The 21,685-nt window shown below is 67.4% G+C and carries 32 protein-coding genes; 31 read left to right on the plus strand and 1 reads right to left on the minus strand.

What is annotated here, in order from left to right; all coding sequences use genetic code 11:
• Position 1: 1 nt before the first annotated feature.
• The 29 genes from rpsQ (at position 2) to rplQ (ending at position 19,120) form a co-directional block, all read left to right on the plus strand.
• Entirely contained in the window at positions 2 to 277 is a 276-nt protein-coding gene (rpsQ, locus tag OG984_RS25415; RefSeq protein WP_328528926.1) for a 30S ribosomal protein S17, read from the plus strand.
• Positions 278 to 449: 172 nt separating this feature from the next.
• Positions 450 to 818, plus strand: a complete 369-nt coding sequence (gene rplN / locus OG984_RS25420; RefSeq protein WP_008361015.1) for a 50S ribosomal protein L14 — start codon at positions 450 to 452, stop codon at positions 816 to 818.
• Complete coding sequence (gene rplX / locus OG984_RS25425; RefSeq protein ID WP_008361017.1) at positions 818 to 1,177, plus strand: 50S ribosomal protein L24; 360 nt, start codon at positions 818 to 820, stop codon at positions 1,175 to 1,177. The genes rplN and rplX overlap by 1 nt, the downstream gene beginning before the upstream one ends.
• Positions 1,178 to 1,179: 2 nt before the next feature.
• Entirely contained in the window at positions 1,180 to 1,740 is a 561-nt protein-coding gene (gene rplE, locus OG984_RS25430; protein WP_008361018.1) for a 50S ribosomal protein L5, read from the plus strand.
• Between the two features lies 1 nt (position 1,741).
• On the plus strand, positions 1,742 to 1,927 hold the full coding sequence (locus tag OG984_RS25435) for a type Z 30S ribosomal protein S14 (protein ID WP_017932844.1): 186 nt from the start codon (positions 1,742 to 1,744) through the stop codon (positions 1,925 to 1,927).
• A gap of 86 nt (positions 1,928 to 2,013) precedes the next feature.
• Positions 2,014 to 2,421 (plus strand): 30S ribosomal protein S8, encoded by a 408-nt coding sequence (gene rpsH / locus OG984_RS25440; protein WP_040755997.1) that lies wholly within the window; start codon positions 2,014 to 2,016, stop codon positions 2,419 to 2,421.
• A 23-nt stretch (positions 2,422 to 2,444) separates the two neighbouring features.
• On the plus strand, positions 2,445 to 2,984 hold the full coding sequence (rplF, locus tag OG984_RS25445; protein WP_328528927.1) for a 50S ribosomal protein L6: 540 nt from the start codon (positions 2,445 to 2,447) through the stop codon (positions 2,982 to 2,984).
• Positions 2,984 to 3,367, plus strand: a complete 384-nt coding sequence (gene rplR / locus OG984_RS25450; protein ID WP_008361025.1) for a 50S ribosomal protein L18 — start codon at positions 2,984 to 2,986, stop codon at positions 3,365 to 3,367. The genes rplF and rplR overlap by 1 nt, the downstream gene beginning before the upstream one ends.
• A gap of 34 nt (positions 3,368 to 3,401) precedes the next feature.
• Entirely contained in the window at positions 3,402 to 4,016 is a 615-nt protein-coding gene (gene rpsE / locus OG984_RS25455) for a 30S ribosomal protein S5 (protein WP_008361027.1), read from the plus strand.
• Complete coding sequence (rpmD, locus tag OG984_RS25460; RefSeq protein ID WP_008361029.1) at positions 4,016 to 4,198, plus strand: 50S ribosomal protein L30; 183 nt, start codon at positions 4,016 to 4,018, stop codon at positions 4,196 to 4,198. The genes rpsE and rpmD overlap by 1 nt, the downstream gene beginning before the upstream one ends.
• Before the next feature lies 1 nt (position 4,199).
• Positions 4,200 to 4,640 (plus strand): 50S ribosomal protein L15, encoded by a 441-nt coding sequence (gene rplO / locus OG984_RS25465; protein WP_008361030.1) that lies wholly within the window; start codon positions 4,200 to 4,202, stop codon positions 4,638 to 4,640.
• A 183-nt stretch (positions 4,641 to 4,823) separates the two neighbouring features.
• Entirely contained in the window at positions 4,824 to 6,134 is a 1,311-nt protein-coding gene (gene secY, locus OG984_RS25470; RefSeq protein WP_328528928.1) for a preprotein translocase subunit SecY, read from the plus strand.
• The gene (locus OG984_RS25475) at positions 6,131 to 6,706 is read left to right on the plus strand and encodes an adenylate kinase (protein WP_328528929.1); all 576 of its coding nucleotides are present in this window, start codon (positions 6,131 to 6,133) and stop codon (positions 6,704 to 6,706) included. Before secY ends, OG984_RS25475 begins: the two co-directional genes overlap by 4 nt.
• Positions 6,707 to 6,751: 45 nt before the next feature.
• Positions 6,752 to 7,567: a type I methionyl aminopeptidase gene (gene map / locus OG984_RS25480; protein ID WP_328528930.1), complete on the plus strand. Its 816-nt coding sequence runs from the start codon at positions 6,752 to 6,754 to the stop codon at positions 7,565 to 7,567.
• 22 nt (positions 7,568 to 7,589) lie between these two features.
• Positions 7,590 to 8,201 (plus strand): 4'-phosphopantetheinyl transferase family protein, encoded by a 612-nt coding sequence (locus tag OG984_RS25485; protein ID WP_328528931.1) that lies wholly within the window; start codon positions 7,590 to 7,592, stop codon positions 8,199 to 8,201.
• Positions 8,202 to 8,471: 270 nt separating this feature from the next.
• Positions 8,472 to 9,557: an enterochelin esterase domain-containing protein gene (locus OG984_RS25490; protein WP_328528932.1), complete on the plus strand. Its 1,086-nt coding sequence runs from the start codon at positions 8,472 to 8,474 to the stop codon at positions 9,555 to 9,557.
• Between the two features lie 134 nt (positions 9,558 to 9,691).
• On the plus strand, positions 9,692 to 10,729 hold the full coding sequence (locus OG984_RS25495; RefSeq protein ID WP_328528933.1) for an LLM class flavin-dependent oxidoreductase: 1,038 nt from the start codon (positions 9,692 to 9,694) through the stop codon (positions 10,727 to 10,729).
• 308 nt (positions 10,730 to 11,037) lie between these two features.
• Positions 11,038 to 12,315, plus strand: coding sequence for a sensor histidine kinase (locus OG984_RS25500; protein WP_328528934.1), 1,278 nt, complete (start codon positions 11,038 to 11,040; stop codon positions 12,313 to 12,315).
• 29 nt (positions 12,316 to 12,344) lie between these two features.
• The gene (locus OG984_RS25505; protein ID WP_008361038.1) at positions 12,345 to 12,794 is read left to right on the plus strand and encodes a roadblock/LC7 domain-containing protein; all 450 of its coding nucleotides are present in this window, start codon (positions 12,345 to 12,347) and stop codon (positions 12,792 to 12,794) included.
• Positions 12,795 to 12,873: 79 nt separating this feature from the next.
• Entirely contained in the window at positions 12,874 to 13,218 is a 345-nt protein-coding gene (locus OG984_RS25510; RefSeq protein ID WP_328528935.1) for a DUF742 domain-containing protein, read from the plus strand.
• Positions 13,196 to 13,786: a GTP-binding protein gene (locus OG984_RS25515; RefSeq protein WP_008361042.1), complete on the plus strand. Its 591-nt coding sequence runs from the start codon at positions 13,196 to 13,198 to the stop codon at positions 13,784 to 13,786. The genes OG984_RS25510 and OG984_RS25515 overlap by 23 nt, the downstream gene beginning before the upstream one ends.
• Positions 13,787 to 13,819: 33 nt before the next feature.
• Complete coding sequence (locus OG984_RS25520) at positions 13,820 to 15,073, plus strand: styrene monooxygenase/indole monooxygenase family protein (protein WP_328528936.1); 1,254 nt, start codon at positions 13,820 to 13,822, stop codon at positions 15,071 to 15,073.
• Positions 15,074 to 15,305: 232 nt separating this feature from the next.
• Positions 15,306 to 15,527 (plus strand): translation initiation factor IF-1, encoded by a 222-nt coding sequence (gene infA / locus OG984_RS25525; protein ID WP_011757309.1) that lies wholly within the window; start codon positions 15,306 to 15,308, stop codon positions 15,525 to 15,527.
• A gap of 26 nt (positions 15,528 to 15,553) precedes the next feature.
• Positions 15,554 to 15,667 (plus strand): 50S ribosomal protein L36, encoded by a 114-nt coding sequence (rpmJ, locus tag OG984_RS25530; RefSeq protein ID WP_008361054.1) that lies wholly within the window; start codon positions 15,554 to 15,556, stop codon positions 15,665 to 15,667.
• 145 nt (positions 15,668 to 15,812) lie between these two features.
• The gene (rpsM, locus tag OG984_RS25535; protein ID WP_008361056.1) at positions 15,813 to 16,190 is read left to right on the plus strand and encodes a 30S ribosomal protein S13; all 378 of its coding nucleotides are present in this window, start codon (positions 15,813 to 15,815) and stop codon (positions 16,188 to 16,190) included.
• 71 nt (positions 16,191 to 16,261) lie between these two features.
• Entirely contained in the window at positions 16,262 to 16,663 is a 402-nt protein-coding gene (gene rpsK, locus OG984_RS25540) for a 30S ribosomal protein S11 (protein WP_008361058.1), read from the plus strand.
• Positions 16,664 to 16,697: 34 nt separating this feature from the next.
• Positions 16,698 to 17,306 (plus strand): 30S ribosomal protein S4, encoded by a 609-nt coding sequence (gene rpsD / locus OG984_RS25545; RefSeq protein ID WP_008361060.1) that lies wholly within the window; start codon positions 16,698 to 16,700, stop codon positions 17,304 to 17,306.
• A gap of 149 nt (positions 17,307 to 17,455) precedes the next feature.
• Complete coding sequence (locus tag OG984_RS25550) at positions 17,456 to 18,472, plus strand: DNA-directed RNA polymerase subunit alpha (RefSeq protein WP_008361061.1); 1,017 nt, start codon at positions 17,456 to 17,458, stop codon at positions 18,470 to 18,472.
• 114 nt (positions 18,473 to 18,586) lie between these two features.
• Positions 18,587 to 19,120: a 50S ribosomal protein L17 gene (rplQ, locus tag OG984_RS25555; RefSeq protein WP_008361063.1), complete on the plus strand. Its 534-nt coding sequence runs from the start codon at positions 18,587 to 18,589 to the stop codon at positions 19,118 to 19,120.
• A 54-nt stretch (positions 19,121 to 19,174) separates the two neighbouring features.
• On the opposite strand, the gene OG984_RS25560 is transcribed toward rplQ, so the two are convergent.
• On the minus strand, positions 19,175 to 20,122 hold the full coding sequence (locus OG984_RS25560; protein ID WP_328528937.1) for a ketopantoate reductase family protein: 948 nt from the start codon (positions 20,120 to 20,122) through the stop codon (positions 19,175 to 19,177).
• A gap of 68 nt (positions 20,123 to 20,190) precedes the next feature.
• On the opposite strand from OG984_RS25560, the gene truA reads away from it, so the two are divergent.
• Together truA and OG984_RS25570 are read left to right on the plus strand one after the other, a co-directional pair.
• Complete coding sequence (truA, locus tag OG984_RS25565; RefSeq protein ID WP_328528938.1) at positions 20,191 to 21,054, plus strand: tRNA pseudouridine(38-40) synthase TruA; 864 nt, start codon at positions 20,191 to 20,193, stop codon at positions 21,052 to 21,054.
• Positions 21,041 to 21,649 (plus strand): class I SAM-dependent methyltransferase, encoded by a 609-nt coding sequence (locus OG984_RS25570; protein WP_328528939.1) that lies wholly within the window; start codon positions 21,041 to 21,043, stop codon positions 21,647 to 21,649. The genes truA and OG984_RS25570 overlap by 14 nt, the downstream gene beginning before the upstream one ends.
• Positions 21,650 to 21,685: the final 36 nt, after the last annotated feature.

Raw genomic sequence — 21,685 nt, forward strand, 5'->3', positions numbered from 1 at the left:
AATGGCTGAGTCCACCGAGACCACCGAGCGCAACACGCGCAAGGTGCGCGAGGGCCTCGTCGTCAGCGACAAGATGGAGAAGACCATCGTCGTCGAGGTCGAGGACCGCGTGAAGCACCCGCTCTACGGCAAGGTCATGCGCCGTACGAGCAAGCTCAAGGCTCACGACGAGCAGAACACCGCCGGCATCGGCGACCGCGTCCTGGTCATGGAGACCCGGCCGCTGTCCGCGACCAAGCGGTGGCGCCTCGTCGAGGTCGTCGAGCGCGCCAAGTGATCCTGGTCTCCTAGGAGACGGATCCGGCTGGCTGCAAACGCCGCCAAATTGACCAAAGGGTGCAGGTCCAGCGACCATTGTTCGCTGGGCCTGTGCCCATCAAATCCCATTACGTTCGGCAAGGCTCACCCGCCCTGGAGCGGGGAGAGAACCAGCTCGACAAGGAGAAGTAATGATCCAGCAGGAGTCGCGACTCAAGGTCGCCGACAACACTGGTGCGAAGGAGATCCTTTGCATTCGTGTGCTCGGTGGTTCCGGTCGTCGCTACGCCGGCATCGGCGACACCATCGTCGCCACCGTCAAGGACGCTATCCCCGGTGGCAACGTGAAGAAGGGTGACGTCGTCAAGGCCGTCATCGTGCGCACCGTCAAGGAGCGCCGCCGCGCTGACGGCTCGTACATCCGCTTCGACGAGAACGCCGCCGTCATTCTCAAGAACGACGGCGAGCCGCGAGGCACCCGCATCTTCGGCCCGGTCGGCCGTGAGCTGCGCGACAAGAAGTTCATGAAGATCATCTCGCTCGCGCCGGAGGTGCTGTGATGGGTCGCTCGCACATCAAGAAGGGCGACACCGTCAAGGTGATCGCCGGTAAGGACAAGGGCGGCTCCGGCAAGGTGATCGCTGTCCTCACCAACGAGGACCGTGTGATCGTCGAGGGCATCAACCTCATCAAGAAGCACACCAAGGTCCAGGACCAGGGCGGTCGCGCCGGCACCACCGGCGGCATCGTGACCACCGAGGCCCCGATCCACGTTTCCAACGTCCAGCTGCTCGAGGGTGGCGAGCCGGTTCGCGTCGGCTTCCGCCGTGAGACGGTCCAGAAGCGTCGCCCCGACGGGTCGACGTACGCCGCTGAGCGCAGCGTTCGCATCTCGCGCAAGACCGGTAAGGACATCTGATCATGACCGACACCGCTGTGGCCCCGCGCCTCAAGACGAAGTACCGCGAGGAGATCGCCCCCGCACTCCAGCAGGAGTTCGGCATCTCCAACGTCATGCAGATCCCCGGTCTGACCAAGATCGTCGTCAACATGGGTGTCGGCGAGGCTGCTCGCGACTCCAAGCTGATCGAGGGCGCTGTCAACGACCTGACCGCGATCACCGGCCAGAAGCCGCTGATCAACAAGGCGAAGAAGTCGATCGCGCAGTTCAAGCTGCGTGAGGGCATGCCGATCGGTGCGCACGTCACGCTGCGCGGCGACCGCATGTGGGAGTTCCTCGACCGCCTGCTCTCGCTCGCGCTGCCCCGCATCAGGGACTTCCGCGGCCTCAACGGCAAGCAGTTCGACGGCAACGGCAACTACACCTTCGGTCTCACCGAGCAGGTCATGTTCCACGAGATCAACCAGGACAAGATCGACCGCTCGCGGGGCATGGACATCACCCTCGTGACGACTGCCACCAACGACGACCAGGGTCGCGCGCTGCTCAAGGCGCTCGGCTTCCCGTTCAAGGAGAACTGAGATGGCGAAGACCGCTCTCAAGGTGAAGGCCGCCCGCAAGCCGAAGTTCGCGGTTCGCGGTTACACCCGCTGCCAGCGCTGCGGCCGCCCGAAGGCTGTGTTCCGCAAGTTCGGCCTGTGCCGTATCTGCCTGCGTGAGATGGCCCACCGCGGCGAGCTGCCCGGCGTCACCAAGTCCTCCTGGTGAGCGATCACCGTTCCAACCACTGACGTTGAAGGTCCTCATGACTCCGTGTCGTGAGGAAACCACTACGAGAAAGGGCCGTTCGGCCAATGACGATGACTGACCCGATCGCAGACATGCTCACTCGTCTGCGTAACGCCAACCAGGCGTACCACGATGCGGTTTCGATGCCGTACAGCAAGCTGAAGCAGGGCGTCGCTGAGATCCTCCAGCAGGAGGGCTACATCACCAAGTACGAGGTGCTGGAGCCCACCGAGGGCCAGGTCGGCAAGACCCTGTCGATCACCCTCAAGTACGGCCGCAACCGTGAGCGCTCGATCGCCGGCGTCCGCCGCATCAGCAAGCCCGGTCTGCGTGTCTACGCGAAGCACACCGGTCTCCCCAAGGTGCTCGGCGGCCTCGGTGTCGCGATCATCTCGACGAGCCAGGGTCTGCTGACCGACCGCCAGGCGAACAAGAAGGGCGTAGGTGGGGAAGTCCTCGCCTACGTCTGGTAATCAGGGAAGGGAGAGAGAAGAAAATGTCGCGTATTGGCAAGCTCCCCGTCCCGGTTCCGGCCGGCGTGGACGTCACCATCGACGGCCAGGTCGTGAGCGTCAAGGGCCCCAAGGGCACCCTGTCGCACACCGTGGTCGACCCGATCACCGTCGAGAAGGGTGACGGCGTCCTCGACGTCAAGCGCCCCGACGACAGCCGGGACAGCAAGGCCCTGCACGGCCTGTCCCGCACGCTGATCAACAACATGGTCCTGGGTGTCACCGAGGGCTACGAGAAGAAGCTCGAGATCGTCGGCGTGGGTTACCGCGTCCTGTCGAAGGGCCCGACCAAGCTGGAGTTCCAGCTGGGCTACTCGCACTCGATCATCTTCGACGCGCCGGAGGGCATCACCTTCACCACCGACGGTCCGACCAAGCTCGGCGTCGTGGGCATCGACAAGCAGCTCGTCGGTGAGGTTGCGGCCAACATCCGCAAGCTGCGCAAGCCGGAGCCGTACAAGGGCAAGGGCGTTCGTTACGCCGGCGAGAACATCCGCCGCAAGGTCGGAAAGGCTGGTAAGTGATGGCCATCTCGCTGTCGAACAACAAGCACACCGCTTCTCGTGTCCGCTCGCGCCTGCGTCGTCAGGCTCGTGGTCGCAAGAAGATCGAGGGTACGCCGGAGCGTCCGCGCCTCGTCGTGACCCGGTCGGCCAAGCACATCACCGCCCAGGTCGTCGACGACCTGGCCGGCAAGACGCTTGCCTCGGCCTCGACCATCGAGGGCGACCTGCGGTCGGCCTCGGGCGACAAGACCGCCAAGGCCAAGCAGGTCGGCGAGCTGGTCGCGTCGCGTGCCAAGGCCGCTGGGGTGGAGACCGTGGTCTTCGACCGTGCCGGCAACAAGTACCACGGCCGTGTCGCCGCGCTCGCCGATGGCGCGCGCGAGGCCGGTCTGACCTTCTGATCGCAACGATCGAACGAGAGAAGAGGAAAGTCTGATGAGCGGAGCCCAGCGCGGACAGCGTGGTGGCGAGCGCCGAGGTCGCGACGACCGTCGCAACCAGAGCGCCGACAAGACCGCCTACATCGAGAAGGTCGTCGCGATCAACCGAGTTGCCAAGGTCGTGAAGGGTGGTCGTCGCTTCAGCTTCACCGCCCTCGTGATCGTCGGTGACGGTGAGGGTCTGGTCGGCGTCGGCTACGGTAAGGCGAAGGAAGTTCCCGCGGCGATCGCCAAGGGTGTCGAGGAAGCGAAGAAGCACTTCTTCCGCGTTCCCCGCATCCAGGGCACGATCCCGCACCCGGTGCAGGGTGAGAAGGCCGCTGGTGTGGTCCTTCTCCGTCCGGCCGCCCCTGGTACCGGTGTCATCGCCGGTGGCCCGGTGCGCGCCGTCCTGGAGTGCGCCGGCATCCACGACGTGCTGAGCAAGTCGCTCGGTTCGTCCAACCAGATCAACATCGTCCACGCGACGGTGGAGGCCCTCAAGATGCTCGAGCAGCCTGAGGCCGTCGCCGCCCGCCGTGGTCTCCCGGTCGAGGACGTTGCCCCGGAGGCGCTGCTGAAGGCGCAGGCCGAGGTCGCGGAGTCGCCCAAGGTGGAGGTGTCGGCCTGATGGCGCAGCTGAAGGTCCAGCAGAAGAAGGGCCTCGTTGGTCTGAAGCAGAACCAGCGAGACACCCTGCGTACGCTCGGTCTCAAGCGGATCGGCGACGTGGTCGTCAAGGAGGACCGCCCGGAGATCCGCGGCATGGTCCAGACCGTCCGTCACCTGGTGACGGTCGAGGAGGTCGACTGATATGGCACTCAAGGTGCACAACCTGGCGCCGGCTCCCGGTGCCAAGAAGGCCAAGACCCGCGTGGGTCGTGGTGAGGCGTCCAAGGGTAAGACGGCCGGCCGTGGTACCAAGGGCACGAAGGCCCGTTACCAGGTCCCCGCCTACTTCGAGGGTGGCCAGACCCCGATGCACATGCGGCTCCCCAAGCTGAAGGGCTTCAAGAACCCCTTCAAGGTGGAGTTCCAGGTCGTCAACCTCGACAAGCTCAACGAGCTGTTCCCCGAGGGTGGCGTCGTCACCCCCGAGACCCTGATCGAGAAGGGTGCCGTCCGCAAGGGCCACCCGGTCAAGGTCCTGGGCCAGGGTGACCTGACCGTCAAGGTCGAGATCAGCGCCAACGCCTTCTCCGGCTCTGCCAAGGAGAAGATCGAGGCTGCTGGCGGAACTGTCACGGTTCTCTGACAGTTCTACTAACGTAGAGCCTGTCACGTGGGAGCGCGGCCGGGTCGCCCCTTCGGGGTCCCGCCCGCGCTCCCGCTGTTTCAGCCCTACGTGCAAGAACTTCCGTGGGGGCTGTTAGGCTGCCACGGGTTTTCGCATCGGCGCAGGCCCTGCGACCCCTGATTGTCGAAAGAGGAACCATTCGTGCTTGGCGCGTTCGCATCAGCGTTCCGTACTCCGGACCTGCGCAAGAAGCTGCTCTTCGTTCTCCTGATCGTCGTGATCTTCCGAGCGGGATCCCAGATCCCTGCTCCTGGCGTTCATGTCGCGAACGTCCAGCAGTGTCTTGACGCCGCCCAGACCGGTGACAGCGCCGGCCTCTACAACCTGGTCAATCTCTTCTCCGGCGGCGCTCTGCTGCAGCTGACCATCTTCGCGCTCGGCATCATGCCGTACATCACCGCGAGCATCATTCTGCAGCTGCTCGTCGTGGTGATCCCGCGCCTGGAGCGCCTCAAGAAGGAGGGCCAGGCCGGGCAGACGAAGATCACGCAGTACACCCGCTACCTGACTCTCGGCCTCGCGGTCCTGCAGGCGACCGGCATCGTCGCGCTGGCGCGCTCCGGCGACCTGCTCCAGGGCTGCACCCAGCCGTTGCTGCACGACGACGGCACCGCCACCTTCCTGGTCATGGTCGTCACCATGACCGCCGGCACCGCAGTCATCATGTGGCTCGGTGAGCTCATCACCGAGCGCGGCATCGGCAACGGTATGTCGATCCTGATCTTCACCCAGGTCGTCGCGACCTTCCCGGCCACCATGTGGGCGGTCAAGAACGACAAGGGCTGGTGGACCTTCGCGATCGTGATCGTCATCGGTCTGGCGATCATGGCGGCGGTCATCTTCATCGAGCAGGCCCAGCGCCGGATCCCGGTCCAGTACGCCCGCCGGATGGTCGGTCGCAAGATGTTCGGCGGCTCGTCGACCTACATCCCGCTCAAGGTGAACCAGGCCGGCGTCATCCCGGTCATCTTCGCCTCGTCGCTCCTCTACCTGCCGGCGATGGCGGCCCAGTTCAACCAGAACGCGCAGAACCCGCCGGCGTGGGTCGACTGGATCAACACCTACTTCGTCCGTGGCGACCACCCGGTCTACATGGCGACGTACTTCGCGCTGATCATCTTCTTCACCTACTTCTACGTGTCGATCACCTTCAACCCGCCGGAGGTCGCCGACAACATGAAGAAATACGGCGGCTTCATTCCGGGAATTCGGGCCGGGAAGCCGACCGAGGACTACCTGTCCTACGTTCTGTCCCGTATCACACTGCCGGGCTCGCTCTACCTCGGTCTGGTTGCGCTCATCCCGCTGATCGCCCTGGCGCTCATCAACGCGAACCAGAACTTCCCGTTCGGTGGCACCTCGATCCTCATCATGGTCGGCGTCGCCCTCGACACGGTGAAGCAGATCGAGAGCCAGCTCCAGCAGCGCAACTATGAAGGGTTCCTCCGATGAGACTGATCATCATGGGCCCGCCGGGAGCCGGCAAGGGCACCCAGGCGAAGTTCATTGCCGAGCACTTCGGGATCCCGGCGATCTCGACCGGCGACATCTTCCGCGCCAACGTCTCCCAGGGCACGCCCCTGGGTGTCGAGGCGGCGTCCTACATGGACAAGGGAGAGTACGTCCCGGACTCGGTGACGAACCTGATGGTCCGTAACCGCATCGACGAGCCCGACGCTGCCAAGGGATTCCTGCTCGACGGCTACCCGCGCACGCTCGCGCAGGTCGAGGAACTGGACGGGATGATCAAGTTCACCGGCCACGCGCTCGACGCGGTGGTCGTGCTGACCGTCGACAAGGACGAGATCGTGCAGCGGCTGCTGCAGCGTGCCGAGCTCGAGGGTCGCGCCGACGACACCGAGGACGTCATCCGTCGTCGCCAGGAGGTCTACCTCGAGGAGACCGCGCCGCTGATCGAGGTCTACAAGGGCCGCGGCCTGGTCCACGAGATCGACGGCATGGGTGACGTCGACGACGTCACCAAGCGGATCTTCGACGAGCTCGACATCATCCCGGAATCCTGATCCGGGAATCCTGAGAAGGACAACTTTGTACGCAACGGGGGAGCAGTGGGCTTCTTGAACAAGGTCCAGATCAAGACCCCTGAGCAGATCGAGAAGATGCGTCGGGCCGGCCTGGTGGTCGGCGAGACGCTGGAGGTGCTCCGGGCCGCGGCGCGGCCCGGAGTCACCACATCCGAGCTCGACGCCATCGCCGAGGACTCGATCCGGTCCCGCGGTGGCGTCCCGTCGTTCAAGGGCTACCACGGCTTCCCGGGCTCGATCTGCGCCTCGGTCGACGAGGTCGTGGTCCACGGCATCCCGGGTTCCCGGGTGCTCAAGGACGGCGACATCATCTCGATCGACTGCGGTGCCATCGTCGACGGCTGGCACGGCGACGCCGCCATCACGGTGGCCATGGGCTCGGTGCCCGAGGAGGTCTCCGAGCTGATGCGCGTCACCGAGGAGTCGATGTGGCGCGGCATCGCCGCGGCCCGTCTCGGCGGACGGGTCACCGACATCGGGCACGCCATCGAGACCTACGTCGACTCCCAGGGCGACTACGGCATCCTCGAGGACTTCAGCGGCCACGGCATCGGCACCGAGATGCACATGGAGCCGTCGGTGTTCAACTACGGCAAGCCCGGCAAGGGCCCCAAGCTGCAGCGCGGCATCGCGCTGGCCGTCGAGCCGATGCTCACCCTCGGTGGCCCCGAGGTGACGACCCTGGAGGACGACTGGACCGTCGTGACCGACGACGGCTCCTGGGCGGCCCACTTCGAGCACACCTTCGCGCTCACCTCCGACGGCGCCTGGGTGCTCACCGCGCTCGACGGCGGCGAAGAGATGCTGGGCAAGCTCGGTGTGCCCTGGGGCGGTCACTGAGCCGCCAAGGTTCCGGGCCCGGATGAGCGAGATCGTTCGCTTCGCGACGGTGGCCGAGGTCGACGCCGACCTCGGGTTGCTGACCGCCGCCGAGCGGGCCCGCCACGAGCGGCTGGTGGCCGAGGCCGACAAGCAGGCGTACGCCGCCGCTCACGTCCTCGTCCGAGAGTGCGCCGCGGATCTGCTGGGCACGACGCGGGCAGAGGTCGTGATCGACCAGCGCTGCGCGCGGTGCGGCAGCGTCGAGCACGGAGCGCCGTCGGTGGCCGGTGGCGCAGCGGTCCAGGTGAGCCTGAGCCACGCCCGCGGTCGGGTGGCCGCGGTGGCCGCCACCCGGCGGTGCGGGATCGACGTCGAGAAGGTCTCGCGCGGACCCGACCGGGCGCTCTCGCCGCGCGAGAGGGTCTGGGTGGCGGAGCAGGAGGACGCTGCGTACGCGTTCACGCGGTTGTGGGTGCGCAAGGAGGCGTTGGTGAAGGCCGGCCGCGGCAGCATGGCGGCGGCGCAGCGCCTCGACGTCCTCGCCGAGATCGGTCCCGCCGACCGGATCGGCGATGTCCGGATCACCCAGTGGGAGGACTCCGGATTCCTCGGCGCTGTCGCGATCTGTGCCGACATGTGGACCGAAAACTGATAGGAAACTGAACGAATCCCGCCTATCCACAGGTTTGACTAGCGGATATGCGACATCACCTATCAGTTGACAGAGAAAGGGACCTCAGGATCTCGCGTCTCGCCTCGACTGTGAGTAACTTGGTCAGCCCGCGGGGACAGGGAGAGCCCCGTACTCGGGAGGAAGAACCGGATGAGTACGCAGTTGCGACCCCCAACGGCGGCGCGACCCAATCCATCAGCACGGACGCGGAGCGCGATCATCGACCGCCTCAGTCCTGAGGACATCGAGATGTTCTGGGACCAGATCGCCACCTCGCTCCCGCTCGTCGAGGAGACCGGCGCGGACGCCGCGAATGACGAGGTGATCGTCACCTTCTGCTGGCGCGACGACGAGGCCGAGGAGGTGCTCCTCTTCGCCAACCGGCTCACCGACGAGCGTCACCTCGGCGAGACGATGCTCGAGCGAAAGGCCGGCACCGACCTGTGGCACGCCTCGTTCCTGATGAAGCGCGACTGGCGGGCCTCCTACTCCTTCCTCTGCAAGCACCCCGGCGAGCCGGCCCCCTGGGAGAGCGAGGGGCAGGTCGAGCTGCGTGCCGTCCTGCACCGCGGCTACCTCGACCCGCTCAACCCCGACTGGTGCCACAACCGGCAGGGCATCAAGCAGTCGGTCGTCTCGCTGCCCGACGCCCCGCTGCAGCCGTGGCTGTTCCGCCGTGACGACGTCGTGCCCGGCACCGTCACGCTGGAGGCGGGCCCGGACGGCCGCGACGTCTGGCTCTACGACCCCGCCGGCGCCGGGCTCAACGTCGACCTGCCGCTCGTGGTCGCGCTCGACGGTGAGATCTGGACCGACCACCACTCGCTGCCGACCACGCTCGACAACCTGATCGCCGACGGCCACCTCCGCCACGTACGCTGCGTCCTGCCCGCCTCCGGCGGTCGCGACAAGCGGTGGGAGGAGCTCGCCGGCGGCGAGGGTGCCGACTACATCGTCAACCAGCTGCTGCCATGGGTGCGCGAGCGTCGTGCGGTCTCCGAGGAGACCTACGTCGTGGGTCAGAGCCTCGGCGGCGTCACCGCCCTGCGCGCCGGCCTGACCTATCCCGGGCACATCGACGGTGTCGCCAGCCAGTCGGCGTCGCTGTGGCTCGACGACCTGGCAGACGCGGTCACGCCGGACGCCAAGACCCGTGTGCACCTGGCGCACGGCACCCAGGAGTGGGTCCTCGACGAGCTCCACCACGACCTCGTCGACCGCCTCCGCACGGCCGGGATCGACGTCGTATCCGCCGAGCACAACGGCGGTCACGACTACGCCTGGTGGCGTTCGGCCGTCGCCGACGGCCTGCGCGCCCTGCTGCCCCCGACCTGACCCGCCGAGGCGTCACCCGCGTCGGCCGAGTGGTCACGAAGATGCCAACTCGGCCGACGTAAGGGACGTCTCGGTCGACGTACATGACGCCTCCGCAGGAATAAGTGACGTCTCGGCGGGGGTTGAGGCTTGACGTGAAGCTGAGCGTTCTCGACCTCGTCCCTGTCCGCAAGGACCAGTCCTCTGCTGATGCCCTGGCCGCGACGCTGTCGCTGGCGAAGGTGGCCGACGAGCTGGGGTTCGAGCGCTACTGGCTCGCCGAGCACCACAACATGCCGGCGGTCGGGTCGACCAACCCGCCGGTGCTGATCTCGCTGGTGGCCGGTGCGACCGAACGGATCCGGGTCGGGTCCGGGGGAGTGATGTTGCCCAACCACGCGCCGCTGGTCGTCGCCGAGCAGTTCGCGCTGCTGGAGGCGGCTTTCCCCGGGCGTATCGACCTCGGCATCGGCCGTGCGCCGGGGACCGACCCGGTGACGTCGTGGGCGCTGCGCCACGGCGCCGGGGGAGTCACCGATGACGCGGTCAACCGGTTCCCGGAATACCTCGACAACATCGTCTCGATGATGGCGCCCGAGGGGGTCGGGCTGATGGCCGGCGGCCGCCAGCACGTGCTGCACGCGACCCCGTCGGCCGCATCGGTCGCCGAGCTCTGGCTGCTCGGCTCCTCCGACTACTCCGCGCGCCTGGCCGCCGAGAAGGGCCTGCCCTACGTCTTCGCCCACCACTTCGCGGGCAACGGCACCGACACCAAGGCGATGATCGAGCTCTACCGCTCGACCTTCCAGCCCTCCGAGCTGCTCAGCGAGCCCAAGACGTTCCTGACGGTCAACGCGAGCGTCGCCGAGACCGCCGAGGAGGCCGACCGCCGGGCGCTGCCGCAGCTGCTGACCATGCTGAAGCTGCGCACCGGTCAGCCGCTGACCGCGCAGCCCAGCATCGAGGAGGCCGAGAAGACCGAGATCCCCGAGGCCCACCAGGGGCTCGTGGACACGATGCGCGGCCGTTGGGTCATCGGCTCCGCCGCGTACGCGAAGGCACGGCTGGCCGGGATGGCCGACGAGTACGGTGTGGACGAGGTCATGGTGAACCCGGTCGGATCTGCGTACGAGGGGACGGACCCGCGCACGGCGCCGGCTCGCGAGGAGACCCTGCGCCTGCTGGCGAGCTGATTTCGGAGGGTGCGTAGGATCGGCTCACCTTGTCGTGAGGTCGCGGCGCGCCTGAGCCGGTCGGTACGAGGGACCTAGGACACTGTCTGGTTCCGGGCGCGTATCGCTACGCTCGCGCGCCGGTTGTGCCAATCTGTTCACCGCTCTGTTTCGTTCTCCACATTTGAAAGTGCCGCCTCATGACACGCTGGAGCCTGCGCTGGTTGAAGCGCCGGGGGCCCCAGGCTGCGACGCTCGCTGAGCAGTCAGATCCGGGTCTTGCTCGCTCATTCCCACCGACCGGCGGTCAGGCTCTGCCCTTTCCGCCGGTGCCACCCACACCTGTGACGCCACCGATCTCCTCCACGCCTCCGCCACCGCAGGAGGACGAGGACGAGGCGTGGCCAGAGATCATGGAACAGTTCGGCATCCAGCTCATCAGCCTCGCTGAGCAGATGCGCATCTCGCTCGACGGGCTCGAGGCCGACGAGGACGATCCCGAGCGGCTGAAGAAGCTCTACGAGGTCGACCACGCCGTCACCCGCATGCGGCGGGCGAGCCGCGACCTGCGTACGCTCGCGGGCCGCGCCGAGGACGAGATGGGCGGCATCGACACCTCGCTGCTGGACATCATCCGGATGGCGCTGTCGGGCATCGAGCGCTACAACCAGGTGACGATCGGGCGGGTGAGCGACCTGGCTGTCATCGGCTACGCCGCCGACGACGTCTCCTGCCTGATCGCGGCGCTGCTGGACAACGCGACGAAATACTCCCCGGGCGCGGTGACGATCAACGTCCACCTGGCCGACGCTGGAGATGTGCTGTTCCGCATCGAGGACACCGGCATCGGCATCCCGGAGCGGTCGGTGGGACGCCTCAACGCGCTGCTCGCCGGCCCGATCGTGGAGCTGGTCAGCAAGTCCGGCAGCCACACCGGCTTCCCGGTGGTGCACCGGATCGCCCGCAAGTACGACATCGACGTACGCCTCGCCACCCGCCCCGCTCCGGGCAACGGGATGATCGCGATGGTGACGGTGCCGGCCCAGCTCCTGTGCGAGGTCCCGGTCGCGCCGATGGAGCGGGCCGAGGCGCCGACGACGTCAAGCGCGAGCAGCATCGCGGTCCTGCCCCCGGCCCCGCGCCGGCGTGGACCCCAGGCCGTGCCGCGGCCGGCGGCCCAGGCGGCCCGGCCGGAGACGCGATCGTCCTCCCTCGAGCCTGTTCGGAGGCCCATGCAACAGTCCTCGCCGGAGACGGGATCGTTCCCCGTGCAGCAGCCGGCACGACACCCCGCGGCGCAGTTCGCTCCGCCACCCAGCGAGCAGCCGTCTCAGGATCTGTCCACCGACACCATGAAGACTCCGATCCCGCTCCCGGGTGAGACGGCTGGGACGGATGAGACGAACGAGACCTCAACGCCGGCCGAGCAGAGCGGCCCAGTAGAGTCGGGTGCGCTCCCGCGCCGGGAGCCGGTCAGCCTGCGCACCAATCAGACTGAGCCGGATGCAGCCGTTGGACAGCAGACCGCTGAGACGTCACCCGAGGACCAGTCGGCGGCCCGGCACTCCTTCGCCGACGACCTCGACGCGTTCTCCCTTGGTAGCTAAGCCCCAGTAGTGAAAGGAACCCTTTCGTAATGGAAAGCCCGGTCGCCCCCCGCGACCCCAAGGAATTCAGCTGGCTGATCGACAACTTCGCCAGCTCCACCCCCGGTGTGACCCATGCGCTGATCGTCTCCTCCGACGGCCTCCCGTTGATCGGTGCCGGCGGCATGTCCGCCAACGTCGCCGATCCGCTCGCCGCGATGACCGCCGGAGTGATCAGTCTCGGCAACAACATCGCCCGCGAGGTGGGCGAGCCGGGCTGCGACCAGGTGATGCTGAAGTTCCACACCGGACACTTCCTCTTCATGGGCATCGGTGACCTGGCCGGCTTCGCCGTCCTCGTCGGTGCCGGCGCCAACCTGGGCGTCGTGGCCCACAAGATGGCGCAGATGGTCGACGCCGTCGGCCACGTACTCACCCCGCAGATGCGCGACGAGCTGCGTCAGATGACGGTCAGCTCGATGGCAGGGGAGAGGGCGTGAACGAGCGTCAGCGAGCGAACCAAGGGGCCAACACGTCGCCGCGTCCGTACCCTGGCGCCTGCGCTACGGAGGCGGCGACGTGAGCGGTAACCCGTGGGTACGTCCTTACGTACTGACCGGCGGCCGCACCCAGACCAAGCACCAGCTCTACGTGCACACGCTGGTCTCCGCGGCGCACTTCGACGCGCGCGCGGCGACCAAGCTGACCCCGGAGTCGCGTCGGCTCTACGACCGCGTACGCCTCGGTCCGCAGTCGGTCGCGGAGCTCTCCGCACACTGTGGGATCTCCCTCGGCGTGACTCGTGTGCTGCTCGAGGACCTCGCCTCGACGGAGCACCTGCAGATCAATGACGGGGCCTACGACTCCCCGTTCGACCACCGTCTGTTGAAGAGAGTTATCGATGGCCTTTCCGAGCTCGGCTGACCGCCCGGCGCTGACCGTCACCTCTGCCAAGATCGTGGTCGCAGGTGGTTTCGGCGTCGGGAAGTCAACCATGGTCGCCTCGGTCTCCGAGATCCCGCCGGTCAATACCGAGGCGTGGATGACGCAGGCCGGTGAGTCGGTGGACCCGCTCTCGGACGCGAGTGCGAAGACGACCACCACGGTGGCGATGGACTTCGGCCGGGTCACCCTCGCCCCCGACCTGCTGCTCTACCTCTTCGGCACCCCGGGGCAGCCCCGGTTCTGGCCGATGTGGGACGACCTGTGCCGCGGCGCCAGCGGTGCCGTCGTGCTGGTCGACACCCGCCAGCTCGACGCGTCCTTCCCGGCGGTCAACTACTTCGAGAACGACTCCGACGTCCCGTTCATCGTCGCGGTGAACCTGTTCGACGGGAAGCTGACGCACTCGCTGGAGAAGGTGCGCGACGCGCTCTGCCTCGACGAGCGGACTCCGCTGGTGACCGTGGACGCCCGCGACCGCAGGTCGACGGCCAAGACCCTGGTCACCTGCCTGACGCACACGATGAAAACCACCCCCACACGCGCCTGAGCCCGGAGGCGTGCCAACTCCGAAGGAGTTTCCTTGCGCAAGATCCTGATCGTCGGCGCCGGACAGGCGGGCATGCAGCTCGCCCTCAGCCTCCAGGTCGAGGGCTATGAGGTGACGGTCATGTCCGCGCGTACGCCCGACGAGCTGCGCGACGGCTGGCCGATGTCGACCCAGGTCATGTTCGAGCCCGCGCTCGCCTACGAGCGCGCCTACGGCCTGAACCTGTGGGAGGACGAGGCGCCACGCATCCCCGCGGTCGGCATCTCGGTCAGTCCGGAGCCCGGTGTGAGGGCCCTGAAGTTCGACGGCCCGTGGGAGCCGTACGCGATGTCCGTCGACCAGCGGCTGAAGATGTCGACCTGGCTGGAGCTGTTCGAGGACCGCGGCGGTCGGATCATCTACCACCCCGTGATGACCTCCGACCTGGCCGGCCTGGCGTCGATGTACGACCTGACGCTGATCGCGGCGGGCAAGGGCGAGATCGTCGACCTGTTCGACCGCGACCCGGTGAGGTCGAAGTACGACAAGCCCGGCCGTGCGCTGTCGGCCATCTACCTCCACGGCATGGTCGAGCCCGACGACTTCCCGGCCGGGAGCATGCGGATCAACGTCGCGCCCGGGGTCGGCGAGCTGTTCGTGATCAGCGCCCTGACCCAGTTCGGACCGAGCCGGGTGGCGTTCGTCGAGGCGATCCCGGAGGGCCCGTTCGACTGTTTCTGGGACCGCCCACGGCCCGACGAGCACCTGCGCCGGCTGCAGCACGTGATGCTCGAGCACATGCCGTGGGAGGGCGAGCTGATGCGTGACTGCGAGCCGACCGACGCCCGCGCCTCGCTCTCTGGTGCCTTCACCGGCATGGTCCGCAAGCCGTACGCCGAGGTGGCCGACGGCACCTACGTGTTCGGTATGGGCGACGTCGTCGTGGTCAACGACCCGATCGCCGGGCAGGGCTCCAACAATGCCGCCCACTGCGCGGGCATCTACACCCAGGCGATCCTCGAGCGCGGTGACCAGCCGTTCGACCCGGAATGGATGCAGGCGACCTTCGAGACCTTCTGGGAGAACCGGGCCCAGCACTCGACCGGTCTGACCGACGCGCTGCTCAACCCGCTGCCCGACCACGTCCAGCAGGTGCTCGGTGCGGCCACCCAGTATCAGCCCGTCGCCGACCGGTTCACCCGACTGTTCCCGCACCCGGAGGACCTCGGGCCGTTCCTGGGCGATCCGGAGGCGGCGCTCGCGTACGTCGCGGAGGTCGCCGAGGCCGACGCGGCGGCCAGGGCTTGACGATTAGGGCATTGCTGTTCTAGGGGTCTAGGCTTGGTAGTCGGTCCAACGTGGGTCTGTCTCGTCGTGCCTCGCGGCTGCCCGGTCAGCGCGCTCCTGTGCGCTCGCGGGTGAGACATGCAGATGGCTTCACGAGGTCCACTCCGAGTCTCGGAGAGGTTCCCGGACCGCCCGCGGGTCATCCGATCCGTGGTTTGAACGGTAGATGACCGACCAACAGATTGCAGAGGGCATGCCGAAGAAAGAAGGCGTGATCGAGATCGAGGGCACCGTAGTGGAGGCCCTTCCCAACGCCATGTTCCGTGTGGAGCTGAGCAACGGACACAAGGTTCTCGCCCACATCAGCGGCAAGATGCGACAGCACTACATCCGGATCCTTCCTGAGGACCGCGTGGTGGTCGAGCTGTCCCCCTACGACCTGACGCGCGGTCGGATCGTCTACCGGTACAAGTAAGCCGGTCTAGACAAGAAAGGGCTGACATGAAGGTCAACCCGAGCGTGAAGAAGATCTGTGACAAGTGCAAGGTGATCCGTCGCCACGGCCGCGTCATGGTGATCTGCGAGAACCCGCGCCACAAGCAGCGCCAGGGCTGAGTCCCAGCTCGCAGCACAACTGAATACTTCATCGAGTCGCTAGGACGCAGGTCCGAACTCACCTCCGGAGCAGAGGCCGGAGCCCGAGGGTGCCACCCCGGGACGCGACCCGACCGACACCTCTGACGCAACCAGAAGGAACACAATGGCACGCCTCCAAGGTGTTGACCTTCCGCGCGACAAGCGCGTGGAGATCGCTCTCACCTACATCTACGGCATCGGCCGTACCACCTCGCAGAAGCTCCTCGAGGCCACCGGCGTCAACCCGAACACCCGGGTGCACGCTCTGGCCGAGGACGAGCTGGTCAAGCTCCGCGACGAGATCGAGGCCCAGGGCATCCAGACCGAGGGTGACCTCCGTCGTGAGGTCCAGGCTGACATCCGCCGCAAGATCGAGATCGGCAGCTACCAGGGTCGCCGTCACCGCCAGGGCCTCCCGGTCCGCGGTCAGCGCACCAAGACCAACGCGCGCACCCGCAAGGGCCCGAAGCGCACCGTCGCCGGCAAGAAGAAGGCCAAGTGATCCGACGCGCCCTGCGCGTTGATCCGGCTTTCGCCTCGATCTCACAGACCAGCCAACACAGGAGTTAATGCATGCCTCCGAAGACCCGTCAGGGTGCGACGAAGATCCGTCGCAAGGAGAAGAAGAACGTCGCTCAGGGCGAGGCCCACATCAAGAGCACGTTCAACAACACGATCGTCACGATCACCGACCCGACCGGTGCGGTGATCTCGTGGGCCTCGGCCGGCACCGTCGGCTTCAAGGGCTCGCGTAAGTCCACCCCGTTCGCGGCTCAGATGGCCGCCGAGGCCGCTGGCCGCCGCGCGATGGACCACGGCATGAAGAAGATCGACGTCTTCGTCAAGGGCCCGGGCTCGGGCCGCGAGACCGCGATCCGTTCCCTGGGTGCGATCGGCCTCGAGGTCGGCACCATCCAGGACGTCACGCCGGCCCCGCACAACGGTTGCCGTCCGCCCAAGCGCCGCCGCGTTTGATCCCCACCGAGACATAGAAGGAGACTGAAGAGTAATGGCCCGTTACACCGGACCCATGACCCGCAAGTCGCGCCGTCTCGGTGTCGACCTTGTCGGCAACGACGCAGCGTTCGAGAAGCGCCCCTACCCGCCGGGTCAGCACGGCCGCGGCCGCATCAAGGAGAGCGAGTACCTCCTCCAGCTTCGTGAGAAGCAGAAGGCTCGCTTCACCTACGGCGTGATGGAGAAGCAGTTCGCTTCCTACTACGCCGAGGCCCACCGTCGCGACGGCAAGACCGGTGACAACCTGCTCCAGCTGCTCGAGGGCCGCCTGGACAACGTCGTCTACCGTGCCGGCTTCGCCCGCACCCGCCGCCAGGCCCGCCAGCTGGTCGTCCACGGCCACTTCCTGGTCAACGGCAAGAAGGTCAACGTGCCTTCGTTCCAGGTCTCGGCTCACGACGTCATCGACGTTCGCGAGAAGTCGCTGGAGATGACCCCGTTCATCGTGGCTCGCGAGACCCACGGCGAGCGCGTCGTCCCGGCCTGGCTCGAGGCTGTCCCGAGCCGGATGCGCATCCTGGTTCACCAGCTCCCCGTCCGGGCTCAGATCGACGTCCCGGTCCAGGAGCAGCTGATCGTCGAGTACTACTCGAAGCTCTGATCAGCCCTCAGCAGTAACCACGGTGGGTCCCCGGCGTTCAAACTTCACAGAAGAGGTACGCCGGGGCCTTGCCGCCCCCACAGCCTTCCGTCATCACCCCTTGAAGTTCGGGTCCGTCAAATAGCGGTCGGCCCGGAAAGGACAAATCAGTGCTTATCGCACAGCGCCCCACCCTGTCGGAAGAGTCCGTCGAGGAGTTCCGCTCCCGCTTCGTGATCGAGCCCCTCGAGCCGGGCTTCGGTTACACGCTGGGCAACTCTCTTCGCCGCACCCTGCTCTCCTCGATCCCCGGTGCTTCGGTCACCTCGATCAAGATCGACGGCGTTCTCCACGAGTTCTCGACCATCGAGGGCGTCAAGGAGGATGTCACCGAGATCATCCTCAACCTCAAGGGTCTGGTCGTCTCCTCCGAGCACGACGAGCCCGTGACCATGTACCTGCGCAAGTCCGGTGCCGGTGATGTCACCGCCGCCGACATCGCGCCGCCGGCCGGTGTCGAGGTGCACAACCCCGACCTGAAGATCGCGACGCTGTCCGACAAGGGCAAGATCGAGCTCGAGCTCGTCGTCGAGCGCGGTCGTGGCTACGTCTCCGCGGTCCAGAACAAGGGCGCCGAGAACGAGATCGGCCGGATCCCGGTCGACTCGATCTACTCGCCGGTCCTCAAGGTCAGCTACAAGGTCGAGGCCACCCGTGTCGAGCAGCGCACGGACTTCGACAAGCTCGTCATCGACGTCGAGACCAAGCCGTCGATCGCTCCCCGCGACGCGATCGCCTCGGCCGGTAAGACCCTGGTCGAGCTCTTCGGCCTGGCCCGTGAGCTGAACGTCGACGCCGAGGGCATCGACATCGGCCCGTCGCCGGTCGACGAGCAGCTCGCCGCCGACCTCGCCCTCCCGGTCGAGGACCTGCAGCTGACCGTCCGTTCCTACAACTGCCTCAAGCGCGAGGGCATCCACACCGTGGGTGAGCTCATCTCGCGCTCGGAGCAGGACCTGCTCGACATCCGCAACTTCGGCGCCAAGTCGATCGACGAGGTCAAGCTGAAGCTGCACGAGATGGGCCTGTCGCTCAAGGACAGCGCTCCCGGCTTCGACCCGTCCGCCGCCCTCGCCGCCTACGGTGACGATGACGACGACGCGTTCGTCGAGGACGAGCAGTACTGAGTTGTAGCGCCGGGCCAGGCGGCTTCGCCACGGCCCGGCGTAACCCATGAAGAAAATCGCCCACGTGGCGTCTACCCCGGTACCTAGCACGGCCGGAGAGAAGGAGCAGGCACGATGCCTACCCCGAAGAAGGGTGCCCGCCTCGGCGGTTCGCCCGCGCACCAGAAGCTGATCGTCTCGAACCTCGCCACCGCGCTGTTCGAGAACGGCCGCATCACCACCACCGAGGCCAAGGCCCGGGTTCTCCGCCCCGTCGCGGAGAAGCTGATCACCAAGGCCAAGAAGGGTGACCTGCACAACCGTCGCGAGGTCCTCAAGACCATCCGCGACAAGTCCGTCGTGCACACCCTCTTCACCGAGATCGCCGAGCAGTTCGCGGAGCGTCCGGGTGGCTACACCCGGATCACCAAGATCGGTCCCCGCAAGGGCGACAACGCTCCGATGGCTGTGATCGAGCTCGTCAACGAGGCCTACGAGCCGAAGACCAAGGCTGCTCCGGCTGCCGCGGCTCCGGTTGCCGCCCCCGCTGAGGAGAAGGTCGAGGAGGCGCCGGTCGAGGAGACCGCTGCCGAGGAGACCACCGAGACCGAGGCTGCTGCCGAGGAGGCTCCCGCTGCGGAGACCACCGAGGACGACGCCAAGGCCTGATCGGCTTCTGAACTGTGGCCCGTCACCCGTGAGGGTGGCGGGCCACAGTGCTTTTCAGAGACCAGCGAGGAACGCGGCGCCGTCGAGGCTGCCGGGCTCCGCACCGGTGCGCGCGATGTCGTGGACCGCGCGCTGGATGGCCTCGTTGACCGGGGTCGGGACGCCGTGGAGGCGGCCGAGCAGGACGATCTCGCCGGAGAGGTAGTCGATCTCGACGCCACTGCCGCGGGCGAGACTCTGCCACGTCGAGCTGTGGTTGCGGCGGCCGCGCCCGGTGATGTGGTCGGCCCGCCGGGCCCGGTCCTGGTCGGCGGTGACGACGCTGATGCCGGCGGCGGCGAGAGCGGCCTCCGCCTCGGCCAGGCAACGGGCGTAGATCTCCTCGTCGCTGGGCCCGGGGGCGATCGCGGCGTTGATGCCGTTCCCGAGGTTGTTGAGCAGCTTGCGGTGCTTCCAGGCCATGATGTCGGCGCGCGGCTCGCTGAGGAACCCGGCCTTGACGAGATCGTTCGCGATCGCACCGGCAGTCTCGTCGACGCCGGCCGGGTAGCGGCCGATGTCGAGGATGCCGGGCGTGTTGCCGGAGTCCTGGACGACCGCACCCGGGGTCAGGAAGGTCGCGGGGAGGACGACGTGGATGGCGTACGTCCCGGAGAACCGGCGCAGGATCCGCGCCTCGTTCGCGACGCCGTTCTGCATGGCGACCACCGGCGTGCCCGGTGGAGCGTACGCAGCGAGATCCTCGAGCGCGGCCTCGGTCTGCTGGCCCTTGACGCTGAGGAGCACGACGGTGTCCTCGGTCCAGGAGACCTGGCTCGCGTCCGCGACGGCGGCGACGTCGAGGGTCAGGACGCCGCCCGGCGTGTCCAGGCTGAGGCCGGCGTCCTGGATCGCGCGGAGGTGCTCCCCGCGTGCCACCAAGGTGACGTCGATCCCTGCCCTGTGCAGCAGGCCGCCCACGACACCACCGACGGCTCCTGCTCCGAAGATCACGTAGCGCATGGCCCGAGTCTGGCAAAGCGGCCTCGCGCATTCCGTCCGGGGCCGGTGTTGCTGGGACAATGAGCGACGTGCGCATCAGGATCGACCTCGCCTACGACGGCACCATGTTCCACGGCTGGGCGACCCAGCCGGGGCTGCGTACGGTCCAGGGCGAGCTGCAGGCCGCGCTGGCGACCGCGTTGCGGGTGCCGTCGACGGGGGAGCGGTCCCAGGTGTGGGTGACGGTCGCCGGGCGCACCGACTCGGGCGTGCACGCCCGCGGTCAGGTCGCACACTTCGACATCGACGCCGACGTGCTCGAGGCCTCGCGAGGCCGCTCGGAGCAGACGCCGCTCGACTCGCTGGTGCGCCGGCTGAACGGGATCCTCCCGGCCGACCTCCGCGTACGTGCCGCCGTCGAGGCGCCGGTGGGCTTCAACGCCCGGTTCTCGGCGCTGTCGCGACGCTACGTCTACCGGATCGTCGACGACCCGGCCTTCGTCGACCCGCTGCAGCGCGGGCACGTGCTCTACCGGACCCGGCCGCTCGACCTGTCGCTGATGAATGTCGCCTCCGCCGACCTCGTCGGGCTCAACGACTTCGCCAGCTTCTGCAAGCCGCGCGAGGGCGCGACCACGATCCGCGAGCTGCGCCAGCTCAGCTGGGAGCGGCGCCCCGACGGGATCATCGAGGCGACGGTGCTCGCCGACGCCTTCTGTCACTCGATGGTGCGCTCGCTGGTCGGGTGCCTGATGGTGATCGGGGAGGGGCGCAAGGACGTCAGCTGGGCCAAGGAGTCGCTTGCCTCGCGTTCACGGTCCTCGTCGATCCCGATCGCGCCGGCCAACGGCCTGACCCTCGAAGAGGTCGCCTACCCGCCCGACGAGCAGCTGGCGGCCCAGCACGAACGCACCATGAACCGCAGAGAGGCGAGCGAGCTTGACCGGGACTGACGACGAGCACTACTTCTCCGCCGACCCGTCGGTGCCGTTCGAGCGGATCCCGGTCTCGGCGACCGTCTGGGACATGGACCTGTCGCTGGTCTCGGGATCCGGGGTCTTCGCCAAGGGGCGTCTCGACGTCGGCACCGCGGTGCTGTTCCGGGAGACCGACCCGCCCGAGGGCGGCCGCATCCTCGACATGGGCTGCGGCTACGGGATCATCGGCCTCGCCTGCGCGCTGGCCGCACCCTCCGCCCAGGTCACCGGCATCGACGTCAACGAGCGCGCCGTCCTGCTCGCGAACGAGAACGCCGCGAAGCTCGGACTCGGTGACCGGTATCGCGCCGCGGTCCCGGCCGAGATCGACCCGGGGACGACGTACGACGAGATCTGGAGCAACCCGCCGATCCGGATCGGCAAGCAGGCCCTCCACGAGCTGCTCCTGACCTGGCTGCCCCGCCTCGCGCCCGACGGGCGCGCGGTCATGGTCGTCGGCAAGAACCTCGGCGGCGACTCCCTCCAGCGCTGGCTCGGCGAGCAGGGGTTCCCGACCGAACGGATCGGCAGCGCGAAGGGCTTCCGCGTCCTGGAGACCCGCCGCGCCTGAACGGTCCAGGTGCCGGTTTCCGCCGTCGCGCGCGTC

It is taken from the genome of Nocardioides sp. NBC_00368, from assembly GCF_036090055.1.
Lineage (GTDB): Bacteria > Actinomycetota > Actinomycetes > Propionibacteriales > Nocardioidaceae > Nocardioides.

Excerpts from the sequence above, each read along its gene's own strand:
- rpsQ (WP_328528926.1), top strand. The coding sequence starts at position 2 with ATGGCTGAGTCCACCGAGACCACCGAGCGCAACACGCGCAAGGTGCGC.
- rplN (WP_008361015.1), top strand. The coding sequence starts at position 450 with ATGATCCAGCAGGAGTCGCGACTCAAGGTCGCCGACAACACTGGTGCG.
- rplX (WP_008361017.1), top strand. The coding sequence starts at position 818 with ATGGGTCGCTCGCACATCAAGAAGGGCGACACCGTCAAGGTGATCGCC.
- rplE (WP_008361018.1), top strand. The coding sequence starts at position 1,180 with ATGACCGACACCGCTGTGGCCCCGCGCCTCAAGACGAAGTACCGCGAG.
- OG984_RS25435 (WP_017932844.1), top strand. The coding sequence starts at position 1,742 with ATGGCGAAGACCGCTCTCAAGGTGAAGGCCGCCCGCAAGCCGAAGTTC.
- rpsH (WP_040755997.1), top strand. The coding sequence starts at position 2,014 with ATGACGATGACTGACCCGATCGCAGACATGCTCACTCGTCTGCGTAAC.
- rplF (WP_328528927.1), top strand. The coding sequence starts at position 2,445 with ATGTCGCGTATTGGCAAGCTCCCCGTCCCGGTTCCGGCCGGCGTGGAC.
- rplR (WP_008361025.1), top strand. The coding sequence starts at position 2,984 with ATGGCCATCTCGCTGTCGAACAACAAGCACACCGCTTCTCGTGTCCGC.
- rpsE (WP_008361027.1), top strand. The coding sequence starts at position 3,402 with ATGAGCGGAGCCCAGCGCGGACAGCGTGGTGGCGAGCGCCGAGGTCGC.
- rpmD (WP_008361029.1), top strand. The coding sequence starts at position 4,016 with ATGGCGCAGCTGAAGGTCCAGCAGAAGAAGGGCCTCGTTGGTCTGAAG.
- rplO (WP_008361030.1), top strand. The coding sequence starts at position 4,200 with ATGGCACTCAAGGTGCACAACCTGGCGCCGGCTCCCGGTGCCAAGAAG.
- OG984_RS25475 (WP_328528929.1), top strand. The coding sequence starts at position 6,131 with ATGAGACTGATCATCATGGGCCCGCCGGGAGCCGGCAAGGGCACCCAG.
- OG984_RS25485 (WP_328528931.1), top strand. The coding sequence starts at position 7,590 with ATGAGCGAGATCGTTCGCTTCGCGACGGTGGCCGAGGTCGACGCCGAC.
- OG984_RS25490 (WP_328528932.1), top strand. The coding sequence starts at position 8,472 with ATGTTCTGGGACCAGATCGCCACCTCGCTCCCGCTCGTCGAGGAGACC.
- OG984_RS25505 (WP_008361038.1), top strand. The coding sequence starts at position 12,345 with ATGGAAAGCCCGGTCGCCCCCCGCGACCCCAAGGAATTCAGCTGGCTG.
- OG984_RS25515 (WP_008361042.1), top strand. The coding sequence starts at position 13,196 with ATGGCCTTTCCGAGCTCGGCTGACCGCCCGGCGCTGACCGTCACCTCT.
- infA (WP_011757309.1), top strand. The coding sequence starts at position 15,306 with ATGCCGAAGAAAGAAGGCGTGATCGAGATCGAGGGCACCGTAGTGGAG.
- rpmJ (WP_008361054.1), top strand. The coding sequence starts at position 15,554 with ATGAAGGTCAACCCGAGCGTGAAGAAGATCTGTGACAAGTGCAAGGTG.
- rpsM (WP_008361056.1), top strand. The coding sequence starts at position 15,813 with ATGGCACGCCTCCAAGGTGTTGACCTTCCGCGCGACAAGCGCGTGGAG.
- rpsK (WP_008361058.1), top strand. The coding sequence starts at position 16,262 with ATGCCTCCGAAGACCCGTCAGGGTGCGACGAAGATCCGTCGCAAGGAG.
- rpsD (WP_008361060.1), top strand. The coding sequence starts at position 16,698 with ATGGCCCGTTACACCGGACCCATGACCCGCAAGTCGCGCCGTCTCGGT.
- rplQ (WP_008361063.1), top strand. The coding sequence starts at position 18,587 with ATGCCTACCCCGAAGAAGGGTGCCCGCCTCGGCGGTTCGCCCGCGCAC.
- OG984_RS25560 (WP_328528937.1), bottom strand. The coding sequence starts at position 20,122 with ATGCGCTACGTGATCTTCGGAGCAGGAGCCGTCGGTGGTGTCGTGGGC.